The organism is Clostridium neonatale (genome assembly GCF_900465025.1).
In the GTDB taxonomy this organism is placed as follows: Bacteria; Bacillota; Clostridia; order Clostridiales; family Clostridiaceae; genus Clostridium; species Clostridium neonatale.
Window position 1 is genome coordinate 672,139 of record NZ_UICR01000001.1, and the last position, 13,290, is coordinate 685,428.

Here is a 13,290-nt window from a genome sequence, read left to right on the forward strand (position 1 = left end):
CTTCTACTTAGTTCAAATGAATTGCACTATTTTAATTAATCTCAATTACAAAATATGATATAATAAGTGAAAGATAAAATATTTGCAAACGTAAGTTTATAAGTAAAAAAATAGGAGTAGTATGTGATGAAGAAAATAAGGCGTTTAGGTAGAGTGGTATTTGGACGAACATCAGTAATTGCGCTATTATTTATATTACAAATTATAATATTTCTTGGTTGCTTAACATGGCTGAATCAATACATTACATATATCTATGGAGCTTTTATTTTATTGAGCTCAAGTGTAGTAATTTACATTTTAAATTCTAAAGAGAATCCAAGTTTCAAATTGGTATGGATTATTCCAATATTGGTTATCCCGGTATTTGGAGTATTTTTTTATTTATTTACAAGAGTTCAGCTTGGAACAAAGACCATAGAAAAAAGATTAGCGTTATTATTAGAAAGTCAGAGAGATTATCTATATCAAGATAAGTTTACCAGGGAAGCATTAGAAAAGGAAAATGTACAAGTATTTAATTTAGCTCAATATATGCATAATTGTGGAGGCTTTCCAATATACACAAATACCTCTGTTAAATATTTTCCTTGTGGTGAAGATAAATTTGAAGAAATGAAAATTCAATTAGAGAGTGCAAAAGAATTTATATTTATGGAGTATTTTATAATTGAAAATGGTGTAATGTGGGATACTATTTTAGAAATATTGGAACGTAAAGCTAGACAAGGGGTAGAAGTCCGTGTAATGTATGATGGGATGTGCTCACTAGCATTACTTCCATATAATTATCCTAAAAAAATAAGAGAAAAAGGAATACAATGTAAAATGTATGCACCAATAGTACCATTTCTTTCAACATATCAAAACAATAGAGACCATAGGAAGATTCTTGTTATAGATGGGCATACAGCATTTACAGGAGGCATAAATTTAGCTGATGAATATATAAATGAATATGAAAGATTTGGGCATTGGAAAGATACTGCAATAATGCTAAAAGGAGAAGCAGTTAAAAGTTTTACATTAATGTTTCTGAGTATGTGGGATATTGATGTAAGAAAAAAAGAAGATTTAGAAAAGTACATAAAGAAAAATTTTAATTTTCAAGATAAAGTGAAAACGGAAGGCTACATAATGCCATATGGAGATAGCCCTTTTGATTCTGAGAATGTTGGAGAACAAGTATATATGGACATACTTAATACAGCGAATAGATATGTTCATATAATGACTCCATATCTAATTTTAGATAATGAAATGATAACAGCACTTACATATTCAGCTAAAAGAGGCATAGAAACTATTATAATTATGCCTCATATACCAGATAAGAAAGCTGCATATCTTCTTGCAAGGACATATTATGAGGAGCTTATTGAAGCAGGAGTTAAAATTTATGAATATACACCGGGGTTTGTGCATGCAAAGGTATTTGTTAGTGATGATGAGAAGGCGGTTGTAGGTACTATTAATATGGATTTTAGAAGTTTTTATTTACATTTTGAGTGTGCAAGTTATATATATAAAAATTCAGTTATTAGAAAGATTGAAGAAGATTTTCAAAATACTCTTAAAAAGTGTCAGTTGATTACTATTGAAGATTGTAAAAAGCTTGGTTTAATGAAGAAATTAATAGGAAGAACATTAAAATTATTTGCACCATTAATGTAGTTTTATACAGGAAGTTTGGAATATTAACTAAAAGTTAATATAATAAAATTAACGACTATCACATTATTTAGTGGGTGATAGTCTTTAACATTTTTAAAGGTTTAGAGTGTAAATTTTTACTATGAGTTCTAAGTTATTTGAAATTTCATTAATTAAAAATACTTGTTTAAATTATATATGATTTAAATATAAAAAAGCATATTACAGTAATGGTAATATAATTGTAAATATAGCACCTTTTTCTAAATTGCGTGCACTAATGGTGCCACCTAGTTGCTCTATTATATTTTTACTTATGGATAGTCCTAATCCAAAATTACCTTTACTTCCTTTATAAAACCTTTTGAAAATATTGGAAAAATCATTGGTATCAAAACCAGTGCCATCATCACTTATAGTTAATTGAATTTTGTTATGTCCTAATATTATTAAATTAATAGATATTAAACTATTAGCATATCTAACACAGTTAGTTATAATATTGGTAATTGCACGAGAAAGTTTTTCTTCATCTCCATTAATATAGAGTATTTCTTCTGGAAGATTAAAGGATATAGTTATATTATTTTTTTCAACAATTAGATTCATTCGCTCAATACATCTTACGATTATTTCATTAAAATTCAAGGTGGAGTATTTGTAATTTTCTTCTATTGCATTTAATCTGGATAAATATAATAAATCCTCTATTAAAATTTTCATACGATTAATCTCACCAAGAATGACTTCAACAGCAGTATCATTATCAATAACACTGTATTTTATACCTTCGGCATAGCTTTGAATAGACATTAAAGGCGTCCTAAATTCATGAGACATATTTTCTAAAAAAATTTTCTGAGCTTTATCATAATCTCCAAGCTTCTCTGACATGGAATTTATATTATTTACTAATTCATCTAGTTCATCAAATACAGGAATTTGAATTTTATTACCAAAATTTCTATCAGAAATAGAACTTATTTGTTCATTTAAATCAGAAAGCGGCTTGGATATATTTTTTGATAGTTTAGAAGAAAAAATAACTGTAATAAAAGCACTAGAAATAAGAATAAGCAATAGAATTATATTAATATAAAATTTTAATTCTTGCATTTTCTGTACATTTGAATATATAATAATCCATCCTAAAAAAGAGAAGTCTTTATCAGCTATTGGCTGAATTACTGCCATATACTTATTATCTGAAAAGTCAAAGTTAACATATGTTGTTTCATTTAAGCGCATAGCCTTAGAATTTTTGGATGATATCTCTTCAATAATAGCAGAATAATCAAAATTTTCGTGAAGAGGAGTTATTGTGTTCTGATTTTCATCTAATAGTATAAAATTAGCATTTAATAAAGTTAGAGGCTCTTTTAAAGAACGATCTAGCATTAAGTAGTATTTAAATGAATCATTATTATCACTATACAAATGACTAGAAATATTATTTTGATTTTCTGATGGATCAGATGGAGGAACAATATTTTTATCTGTTTCTATATTATCTTGATTATTAGTTTGATGTTGATTAAATTTAGGTGGCTTTGGCGGAATGTTATTATTAGGAAAAAAATCCGGACTATTTATTAATACAGTATTCTTGGCGTTTGAAGCAAGGGTGTTTAATTGATTTTTTATATCTTTTTGAATATAAAGATTTATAGATAAATTAAATATTATAGCAGTTAATGCAATAAGCATAATAATGATACTTATATTATAGTTTAATATTTTGCCTTTTATTGTATTTTTATTTACTATAAAATTATTCATCTTGTATTGTAAATCCATATCCCCAGATTGTATGTATTTCTAAAACGGATCCTGCATCACTAAGTTTTTTCCTAATTCTTTTTATCATATCATCAGTAGCTCTTGTTTTAACACTATTTTCATAACCCCATACTTTGTCCAAAAGTTCACTTCTACTAATTGCTTTATTTTTATTTTTAACTAAATAATGTAGTAGTGAAAATTCTGTAACAGTGAAATCTATCTTTTTCCCATTAATTTCAGCACGCTTTGTAGATGGATTTATATAAATATCACATATATTTATATATTCATTATTTTCAGTTTGTGTTTTATCTAAATTTATTCTTCTAAAAATACTATTTATTCTTGCAATAAGCTCTAATGGACTAAAGGGTTTTGTTAAATAATCATCTCCTCCAAGATTGAGTCCGGCAATTTTATCGGGTTCTGTATCTTTTGCAGAAATAAATATTATTGGAACATTGCTAGTTAGGCGGATTAATGAGCATAATTGATATCCATCTAATTCTGGTAAAACTATGTCCAATATTAGCATATCAGCTTGTTTTTCTTGAAATGCATTTAGCAAAGAACGGCCATCAGTAAAGATTTCAATATCAAAACCTTCTCTTAAAAGAAATGATTTAATGATATTGCAAATATTAATTTCATCATCAGCCATATAAATCAACTTTTTGTTCATTTATCTAATTCACCTCAAAACCATTTTAACATAAAAGATATTTAATAATTAATAAATTTTACATTCTTTAATGTTGCCACAATTTTGCCTTAAATTTGCCACATGATAACAGTTGTCAGTATGAAATATATTACGATAAAAATAATATGAAAATTTAAATGAAGAGCAGGGAAGTGTAAAAATGTGTGCAAGGAAGCAGATATAAGGAGAGAAAACACATGAACACAATAAATGGTACATCACAAATCAATGGATACTATAATCTTACTCAGATTCAACTGCAAAAATTATTAGAAGAGCAGGAGCAGGCTAAACAACAAGAGAGTGATTCAATCCAAATCAGCCAACAAGCTGGAAATATAGCGTCTGGACTAATGCAGCCACCACAATTTGATTCTAGTATTTTAGACAACTTGGTTGAAGACGGGACTTTAACACAAGAGCAAGCAGATGCAGTTCAAAGTGCTTTTGAAAGTAATGGAATAAACAATACGTATAAAAATAAATTGACATATGGTAGTGAGGGAAATATGATGAATTCCACTGCACCATTTGATAGTTTAATTAATTCTGAAACAATAACTGAGGATCAAAAGAGTTCAATTCAAAATGCATTGCTATCAACAATACAACAAAATACACGCAGTGGGGATATTCAAAGAGGAGTTAATCCACTAGATTCTTTAGTTGAAGATGGAACTTTAACACAAGAACAAGAAGATGAAATTATAAAAAGCTTAGGTAATAGCAGCAGCAATGAAGAAAGTATAATTGACATTTTATCACAATTAGTTGAAGATGGCATAATAACTGATGAACAAAGTCAATTAAGTAAAACTACTCTATTATCAGCATTGACTTCTAATGAAGAAGATGAAGAAAGAAAAATGAATCCTCTAGATACTTTAGTTGAAGATGGGACTATAACAAAAGAAATAAAAGATGAGATAATTAAAAATATGGGAAAACCAGCACCAGCTAAAGCAAAAGAAGATGATGAAGAGGAAGAAGATAATAGTGTTACTAGTATTTCAACATCAGCACAAAAAAGCTACCTTGATAATTTAGTTGAAGCTGGAGTGATAACTCAAGCACAAGAAGATAAGATACTTGAAGCTTTAGAAGGGTAGATTGAGGAATTCATAAAAATGGAACTACTGTAAAACTAAATTTTATAGTAGTTCTATTTTTATTAGTTATTAAGCAAATATATTTCTTAGTATTATTCTCTATTAGTTTATTTATAGTGTGATGTGCCAATATTGACATGGAATCTGTCAAATGTTAGAATATATTGAAATTTAAATTATTTCATTTCTGAATTATAATCAATAAAAGAGGAGAATGATTATTATGGATACGATTTTTAATGACATTCAAATCATAATTGATACTATGGATGAAAATGATATCAATTATGTTATCTCTAGAAAATTACTAGAATATTTACATAACGAAATTCGTGAGTTATCAATTACGACTTTAGCAGAAGAATGTTATACATCACCAGCAACGATAACGAGATATACAAAATCTCTTGGTTTTAGAAATTTTGTTGATTTAAAATCAGCTTTGTTAGATAATAAAAAATTTCTTCGAGAAATGATTAATGATAATTATAAAGGTTTAATTTTTAATGATGGAAATGAATACAAAGAAATTTTTCAATATACCGAATCTATAAAAAGTTCACTAGATGATTTAGTTAATGTAATTAATTTTAAAGATATTGATAATTTAATAGAAGATATTTATGAGGCGAAAGATATTTATATTTTTGGTATGCAATTATCTGGATCTTTTTCGTTTTATCTCCAATATATGCTTATGAGTTATGGGAAAATGGTACACTTTGCTTTTACACGTAACCAAGAAAGTAAGTTTACTGAAAATGTTAAAGAAGATGATTTATGCATTTTTATTAGTGTCGATGGAAATTATTTCAATGCTAGAAAATATATTTTTGAAGAAATAAGAAAAAATAATACAAAAATGTATGTTATTACACAGAATCCTAATAATCGTATACTTACCAATTTTGATCATGTTGTTTATGTGGGGAATTATCAAAATGGTAGATCTAGCAATTATAAATTTTTGTTATTTATTGAAGTTTTATTGAATCGCTATTTGAATCGTTACATTTTATAATTAATTTTTTTAATAAAAATTTTTATAAATTTGAATTTGCAGTACATATTCAAATTTCCATCTAATTTCAATAAAATAAATATACTTTTCATGATAAGCTTTAAGATATGATGTTCATTTATATGGATATCATTTTTTTATTTTAAGAAATATGGACTTAAATTTTTGTTTTATGAAAATATTATTAAATAGAAAAAAAAATAGCACTAAAAGAAAACGATTGCGTATAAAGAAAACAATCATGAATATTTTTGTGTTAATATTAATTTACAGAAGATCTTCATATAAAAAAAGTTAGCGCGCATTTAAAATTTAAGTTAAAGAAATAGTTTTTATTACTAATATAATCTTAAGAAATACACGTTATTTTAATGAAATATCTTTTTGAAATAATGCTTGATATGATATTAGAAATTAAAAAATTAAGATTATTGTGTACTTTAGGAAGGAGATTAAAACATGAATCTATCGAAAGTCCAAATTTGTATTGATAAAGTGGCAAAAAACAATTACGTAACAGCAATCTCAGATGGCTTGATTTCTACATTACCAATTACAATGATTGGCTCTATTGCTTCTTTATTGTCTAATTTACCTATTGAAGCATATCAAAATTTTTTGATTAATACTGGTTTGAAAAAATTGCTTACAATTCCTGCTCAGCTTACAGTCAATATTTTATCTTTATATGCTGTATTTTTCATTGCATATTGTTTTGCTAAAAAACATGATACAGATGGGGTACTGGCAGGTATTTTAGCTTTAATGGCATTTTTATTTGTTACGCCTATTGAAAATGTAGTTGTTGGAGATGTGACTACAAGTTATTTAGGCTTTGGTTGGTTAGGTGCAAAAGGTTTATTTGTTGCTATATTTATTGGATTGATATCATCAATTTTATTTGTGTTATGTATTAAAAGGAATCTAACTATCAAATTACCTGATGGAGTTCCAGATACAATATCTAAAACATTCACATCTTTGATTCCAGGTTTTGTTATTGCTATTGTAGCACTTGTTATTGCTAGCGTTATGGAACATACAACATATGGAAGTATTCATCAATTAGTTTATTCTTTTGTTCAATTACCTTTGCAATATATTGGAAGTAATTATTTTGCATTCTTAATAGCTGCTATTCTGTGTCAGACTATGTGGTTCTTTGGAATTCATGGAACTATAGTTCTTTATTCAGTCATGAATCCAATATGGATGGCTTTAGATGCTCAAAATCTTACAGCATATAGTGCAGGAAGTGTATTACCAAATTTGGCTGGTAAACAATTCTTTAATCTTTATAGCGGAGTTGGTGGATCTGGAGGAACATTGGCACTATGCATTTTGTTTGCATTTTTTGCAAAAAGTAAGCGTTACAAGACTTTAGGGAAGATGGCATTACCAGCAAATTGCTTTAGTATTAATGAGCCAGTTATATTTGGTACACCATTAGTAATGAATCCTAAGTTTGTTATACCATTCATTTGTGTTCCAGTTGTATCTATTACTATTGGATATGTTTGTACAGCGTTAGGTATTGTCCCACCAGCTAATGGAGCTATACTTGGACCAGGATTTCCTCCTTTTGTAACTGGATTAATGGAAGGAAGCTGGAAAATTGCAGCTTTACAATTGGTTTTATTAATAATATCACTTTTTATGTATTATCCGTTCTTCAAAGCTGCTGACAAAGAAGCTTATAAAGAAGAAATGAAAGAAATTTAATAGTTAAAGGTGGGAATAAAAATGATTGATTATAAAGGAAATCCATTTTTTTTAAATGATATAGATATTCAATGGGTTGAAAGTACTTTTAATTCCATGACAACAGAAGAAAAAATAGGACAATTATTTTGTTTACATGGAGATACTCATGACAGAAATGAATTAGATAGAATTTTAAATACATATCATCCAGGTGGCATTATGTATCGACCAGGATTAAGTAAAGAAATACAAAAAACACATTGCTATTTACAAAAGAATTCTCGTATTCCTATGCTTATAGCTGCAAATCTTGAATCTGGAGGTGATGGAATTGGTAATGATGGAACTTTTTATGGTAGGCAAATTCAAGTAGCTGCAACAGAGGATGATAAATATGCTTATCGTTTAGGATTAATATCTGCTAAAGAAGGAAAATCAGTAGGATGTAATTGGGCATTTGCACCAGTTATTGATATAGATTATAATCATTCAAATCCTATTACGAATGTACGAACTTTTGGTAATAATCCGCAAAGAGTTTTAAATATGGCAAAAGCATATATGAAAGCTTGTCAAGAAAATGATGTTGCTGTTTCAATAAAACATTTTCCAGGAGATGGTGTAGATGATAGAGATCAGCATCTATTAACAAGTGTTAACTCTCTATCATATGAGAAATGGAAAGAAACTTATGGGGTTATCTATAAGGAGATGATAGATAATGGAGCAAAATCAGTTATGGCTGCTCACATTATGTTTCCTGACTATATAAGGACAAAATATCCAGACCTTGAAGAAGAGGCATTTTTACCAGCAAGTTACTCAACCTATTTATTGAATGATTTATTAAGAAAAGAACTTGGATTTAACGGATTAATTATTACTGATTCAGTCAATATGTCAGGACTAACATCAGTTGACAAGCGTTGTAATATTGTTCCAGGAGTGATTATAGCTGGATGTGATATGATATTGTTCACTCGTGATTTAGAGGAAGATTACAATTATATGTTACAGGCATATGAAAATGGAACTTTAACTGAGAAACGTTTGAATGAAGCTGTTAAAAGAATTCTAGCAATGAAGGCAAGTCTTCATTTGCATGAGAATAGCAGTTCTATTAATGAAGATTTACTTGGTATTCTAAAATGTGAACAGCATGTGAAATGGGCTAAGGAATTATCAGATGCATCTATTACCTTAGTAAAAGATACTCAAAGCTTATTACCATTATCTATAGAAAAACATAGGCGCGTTTTATTTATAGTTCTTGGCGATAAGGTAAGTGCGAGCGGAAAGCCAGCAGTAAATAAAATTTTCTCTGAACAAATGATAAAAGAAGGATTTGAGATAATTTATTTTGATGAAACTAAACACTCACATCTTTTGAAAAATGGAAGTATCGAGAATTTGAAGAATACATTTGATCTTGTTATTTATTTTGCTAATATAAAAACAGCAAGTAATCAGACAAATGTACGAATTCAATGGAAAGCTCCTCTAGGAGTAGATGTTCCATGGTTTGTTAATGAAATCCCAACTTTATTTATATCATTAGCTAATCCTTATCATTTACAAGATGTTCCCATGATTAAAACTTATATAAATGCCTACACAGCAAATGAATATAATCCAATTGTACTTGTTGATAAATTGCTTGGTAAAAGTGAATTTAAAGGAAAAAATCCAGTGGACCCATTCTGCAATTATGAAGAGAGTAGAAGATAGAATATGAGCATTAAAGGATTGATATTTGATTTGGATGGTGTTATTTGCTCAACAGATTTATATCATTATTTATCATGGAAAAAATTAGCGGATAAGTTGGGGGTTTATTTTGATACTGAAATTAATGAAAGACTTCGAGGGGTATCAAGATTAGAGAGCTTAGAGATTATTTTAGAAAAAAGCAACAAGTTATATACTGAAGAAGAAAAGTCAAAAATGGCAGAGGAAAAGAATAAGTATTATCAAACTTTTCTTAAGAAAATGACAACTAATGATGTTTCTAAAGAAGTATTGGATACTTTGCAGATCTTAAGAGAAAGAGGATATAAATTAGCAATTGGATCATCTAGTAAAAATGCAAAAATAATTCTAAAGCAAATAGGATTAATTGATTTTTTTGATGTAATTGCTGATGGTACAATGATAAAATATTCAAAGCCACATCCAGAAATATTTATTAAAGCTTCAAAGGGTTTGAATATTCAGCCAAAAGAATGTGCAGTTATTGAAGATTCAGAATCAGGCTGCATAGCTGCCAAAATTGCATCGATGAAAGTAGCAGGAATATCAAGTGCAGCTAAATGTATTTTTGCCGACTATCATTTAAGTGAGTTTAAAGAATTATTAGATATATTTAAATAATATAAATATTATATATTATTTTGAAGCACAAATTTCAAAAAATAAAAAATGTAACAAGATGAATTTATTCTAATTCTATTTTGTTACATTTTTTATATCTAAGAAAATATAAAATTACTAAACTCCGAAAGTCATATTTAGACTTAAATTGAAAAGTTGTGTCTAGTAAGTAAAATGTTAAGAGTAAATCAAGAACAATTCAAATGATAAGTAAATATACAGTTCTAAGAGATAATGTACTTTTCTATACCAACAGCTACCCCATCATTATGAACTGTATCAGTAATTTCTTTTGCATATTTCTTTACGTCATCATCAGCATTTCCCATAGCTATTCCACAGCCAACAGTTGATAACATTTCTATATCATTTTTTCCATCACCAAATGCATAGCTATTTTCAATAGGGATATTTAAATGATCCAATACTTTTAAAATTGCAGTGGCTTTTGTATTTTTCTTAGAATATAGTTCGAATGATTTTTCATCTATGCTATGAAAATGATCATAATGTGGATTATTTTCTATTAATGATAAGCAGAAATCTACGGAACTTTTATCATGACATAACATTTCTATTTTATAAGTATCTACATCATCAATATTAAAATTGCTTTCTAAAAATTTTCTGGAAATTCCTATACTATCATAAAATTCATAGAATTCTTTACAATTATCTCTCATATACGAGTAAAGTTCACCTTCAAGAATATATTGAATATTACGTTTTTCAAATTCAATAGTAGCTTCTTTTATAAAATTTTTATCAATGGGATCTTTGTAAAAAGTATTACCATTAATTATAATATGAGCACCATTTGTTAAAATGAACCCATCAAAACCAAAATCTAATATAGCTTGACTTAAAAATGCATAAGGTCTGCCAGTAGCAACAAAAACATAATTGCCATCTGATTGTAGTGAACGTATTCTTTTCTTTACATTAGGGGTAATATCAGGTATGCCTCCCAAGCAGTCTAAAATTGTTCCATCGATATCAAGAAATATTGCTTTTTTCATAATCACTAATTATCTCCTTTGTATGAAGTGCTCAAATTATTATTTACTATAATTTTAAGGTGGTTAGTATCCTTAGTCAATTAAAATACATAAACTTTAATATAAAATGTATTGTTAAATTATAAATAATAACACATTGTTTTATAAAAAAACAAATACCTATAAAATGGTATCTGTTACAAAAAGTCAATGAAATGAAAAAATATATTTAATATATGGTATCATAAATATGTAAACAATTTATAAGTAATTTATGAAATGGAGAGGTGTACATGTTAAAAGAGTATTCAGATAAATTTCCAGAAGGTTTTTTATGGGGTGGAGCAACTGCTGCAAACCAATTTGAAGGCGGATATAGAGAAGGTGGAAAAGGCTTAAGTACATCTGATGTATTAACAGGTGGAACTCATACAATACCAAGAAGAATTACACCAGAACTTGAAGAAGGAACTTATTATCCAAGCCATGTGGCGATAGATTTTTATCATAGATATAAAGAAGATATAGCTTTATTTGCAGAAATGGGATTTAAGACATTTAGAATGTCTATTAACTGGACTAGAATATTCCCAAATGGTGATGAGCTTGAACCAAATGAAGAAGGATTAAAATTTTATGAAGATGTATTTAATGAATTAAAGAAATATAATATAGAACCATTAGTTACAATTTCACATTATGAATTTCCATATGGATTGACTAAAAAATATAATGGTGATGGATGGGCTAATAGAGAAGTTATAGATTGTTATTTAAGATACTGTAAGGCAATTTTCACTAGATATAAGAATTTAGTTAAATACTGGCTTACATTTAATGAAATAAATATACTTGCAAGGCCATTTGGTGCATTCTTTGGAGGTGGAATTCTTCTTGATGAAAAGGGTGGGCCTATAAGTGAAATTAAGGATAATCCTCAAAAGAGATTCCAAGCACTTCATCATCAATTTGTAGCAAGCGCAAAAGCTATAAAAATGGGACATGAAATAAATTCAGAGTTTAAGATTGGATGTATGATTGCGTATGAAGCATTATATCCATATACATGTAACCCAGAAGATGTTTTTTTAGCTCAAAATAGTGAAGAAATCAGTAATTACTTATGTGGAGATGTTCATGTAAGAGGAGAATATCCACACTTTGCAGCTAGATACTTCAAAGAAAACAATATAGATATTCATATGGAAGAGGGAGATTTAGAAATCTTAAAAGAAGGAACTGTAGACTTCTATACATTTAGCTACTACATGTCTAACTGTATAAGCGCGCATCCAGAAGATTCAGAACAAATTGGCGGGAACATGTCTCTTGGGTTAAAGAATCCGTACCTAAAAGCAAGCGATTGGGGATGGCAAGTTGATTCAATAGGATTAAGAACCGTGTTAAACAAATTGTATTCTAGATATAGAATTCCATTAATGGTTGTTGAAAATGGATTTGGTGCTGTTGATAAAATTGAAGAAGATGGGTCAATTAATGATGACTACAGAATAGATTACTTAAGAGATCATATAAAAGAAATGAAAGAAGCAGTAATTGATGGGGTAGATTTAATGGGATATACTCCTTGGGGATGTATTGATCTTGTATCAGCAGGTACTGGTGAAATGAAAAAACGTTATGGATTTATCTATGTTGATAAAAATAATGATGGTACTGGTAATTTAGATAGATATAAAAAGAAGAGTTTTAACTGGTATAAGAATGTTATAGCAAGTAATGGTGAAGAATTATAATATTAATTAAAAATGGTATCTACTTGAATTTGAAAAGTCAAGTAGATACCATTTTTTGCAGTTTTATGAAATGACAGAATAAAATTTATTGATATTAAATTTAGGAGTTCTATTTACATTAATGCATCAGATAAAACGTGATTAGATTATGGATATATGTGGTAAGTTTTATTTAACATATATATAATACAAA

The 13,290-nt window shown here is 28.1% G+C and carries 10 protein-coding genes; 7 read left to right on the forward strand and 3 right to left on the reverse strand.

Annotation, left to right across the window (positions count from 1 at the left end; translation table 11 throughout):
• The first annotated feature begins 126 nt into the window (after positions 1–126).
• Positions 127–1,674 carry a cardiolipin synthase gene (gene cls, locus CNEONATNEC86_RS03125; protein WP_159135502.1) on the forward strand — a complete coding sequence of 516 codons (1,548 nt, stop codon included), beginning with the start codon at positions 127–129 and terminating at the stop codon, positions 1,672–1,674.
• 201 nt (positions 1,675–1,875) lie between these two features.
• Here the strand turns inward: cls and CNEONATNEC86_RS03130 are convergent, their stop codons facing one another.
• Together CNEONATNEC86_RS03130 and CNEONATNEC86_RS03135 are read right to left on the reverse strand one after the other, a co-directional pair.
• Positions 1,876–3,450, reverse strand: a complete 1,575-nt coding sequence (locus CNEONATNEC86_RS03130; RefSeq protein ID WP_083498704.1) for a sensor histidine kinase — start codon at positions 3,448–3,450, stop codon at positions 1,876–1,878.
• Complete coding sequence (locus tag CNEONATNEC86_RS03135) at positions 3,425–4,117, reverse strand: response regulator transcription factor (RefSeq protein WP_058293785.1); 693 nt, start codon at positions 4,115–4,117, stop codon at positions 3,425–3,427. The genes CNEONATNEC86_RS03130 and CNEONATNEC86_RS03135 overlap by 26 nt, the downstream gene beginning before the upstream one ends.
• A 218-nt stretch (positions 4,118–4,335) precedes the next feature.
• Here CNEONATNEC86_RS03135 and CNEONATNEC86_RS03140 point away from each other — a divergent pair, with 218 nt between their 5' ends.
• From CNEONATNEC86_RS03140 to pgmB, 5 genes are all read left to right on the forward strand, one after another.
• On the forward strand, positions 4,336–5,247 hold the full coding sequence (locus CNEONATNEC86_RS03140) for a hypothetical protein (RefSeq protein ID WP_159135503.1): 912 nt from the start codon (positions 4,336–4,338) through the stop codon (positions 5,245–5,247).
• A 223-nt stretch (positions 5,248–5,470) separates the two neighbouring features.
• On the forward strand, positions 5,471–6,268 hold the full coding sequence (locus CNEONATNEC86_RS03145) for a MurR/RpiR family transcriptional regulator (RefSeq protein ID WP_159135504.1): 798 nt from the start codon (positions 5,471–5,473) through the stop codon (positions 6,266–6,268).
• Positions 6,269–6,727: 459 nt separating this feature from the next.
• Positions 6,728–7,990 carry a PTS sugar transporter subunit IIC gene (locus CNEONATNEC86_RS03150; RefSeq protein ID WP_159135505.1) on the forward strand — a complete coding sequence of 421 codons (1,263 nt, stop codon included), beginning with the start codon at positions 6,728–6,730 and terminating at the stop codon, positions 7,988–7,990.
• Positions 7,991–8,011: 21 nt separating this feature from the next.
• Complete coding sequence (locus CNEONATNEC86_RS03155; RefSeq protein ID WP_159135506.1) at positions 8,012–9,700, forward strand: glycoside hydrolase family 3 protein; 1,689 nt, start codon at positions 8,012–8,014, stop codon at positions 9,698–9,700.
• A 3-nt stretch (positions 9,701–9,703) separates the two neighbouring features.
• Positions 9,704–10,342: a beta-phosphoglucomutase gene (pgmB, locus tag CNEONATNEC86_RS03160; RefSeq protein WP_159135507.1), complete on the forward strand. Its 639-nt coding sequence runs from the start codon at positions 9,704–9,706 to the stop codon at positions 10,340–10,342.
• A 224-nt stretch (positions 10,343–10,566) separates the two neighbouring features.
• On the opposite strand, the gene CNEONATNEC86_RS03165 is transcribed toward pgmB, so the two are convergent.
• Positions 10,567–11,361 carry an HAD family hydrolase gene (locus CNEONATNEC86_RS03165; protein WP_159135508.1) on the reverse strand — a complete coding sequence of 265 codons (795 nt, stop codon included), beginning with the start codon at positions 11,359–11,361 and terminating at the stop codon, positions 10,567–10,569.
• Between the two features lie 272 nt (positions 11,362–11,633).
• On the opposite strand from CNEONATNEC86_RS03165, the gene CNEONATNEC86_RS03170 reads away from it, so the two are divergent.
• Complete coding sequence (locus tag CNEONATNEC86_RS03170) at positions 11,634–13,097, forward strand: glycoside hydrolase family 1 protein (protein WP_159135509.1); 1,464 nt, start codon at positions 11,634–11,636, stop codon at positions 13,095–13,097.
• Positions 13,098–13,290: the final 193 nt, after the last annotated feature.

Excerpts from the sequence above, each read along its gene's own strand:
- CNEONATNEC86_RS03135 (WP_058293785.1), bottom strand. The coding sequence starts at position 4,117 with ATGAACAAAAAGTTGATTTATATGGCTGATGATGAAATTAATATTTGC.
- CNEONATNEC86_RS03150 (WP_159135505.1), top strand. The coding sequence starts at position 6,728 with ATGAATCTATCGAAAGTCCAAATTTGTATTGATAAAGTGGCAAAAAAC.
- CNEONATNEC86_RS03145 (WP_159135504.1), top strand. The coding sequence starts at position 5,471 with ATGGATACGATTTTTAATGACATTCAAATCATAATTGATACTATGGAT.
- cls (WP_159135502.1), top strand. The coding sequence starts at position 127 with ATGAAGAAAATAAGGCGTTTAGGTAGAGTGGTATTTGGACGAACATCA.
- CNEONATNEC86_RS03170 (WP_159135509.1), top strand. The coding sequence starts at position 11,634 with ATGTTAAAAGAGTATTCAGATAAATTTCCAGAAGGTTTTTTATGGGGT.
- pgmB (WP_159135507.1), top strand. The coding sequence starts at position 9,704 with ATGAGCATTAAAGGATTGATATTTGATTTGGATGGTGTTATTTGCTCA.
- CNEONATNEC86_RS03165 (WP_159135508.1), bottom strand. The coding sequence starts at position 11,361 with ATGAAAAAAGCAATATTTCTTGATATCGATGGAACAATTTTAGACTGC.
- CNEONATNEC86_RS03155 (WP_159135506.1), top strand. The coding sequence starts at position 8,012 with ATGATTGATTATAAAGGAAATCCATTTTTTTTAAATGATATAGATATT.
- CNEONATNEC86_RS03140 (WP_159135503.1), top strand. The coding sequence starts at position 4,336 with ATGAACACAATAAATGGTACATCACAAATCAATGGATACTATAATCTT.
- CNEONATNEC86_RS03130 (WP_083498704.1), bottom strand. The coding sequence starts at position 3,450 with ATGGATTTACAATACAAGATGAATAATTTTATAGTAAATAAAAATACA.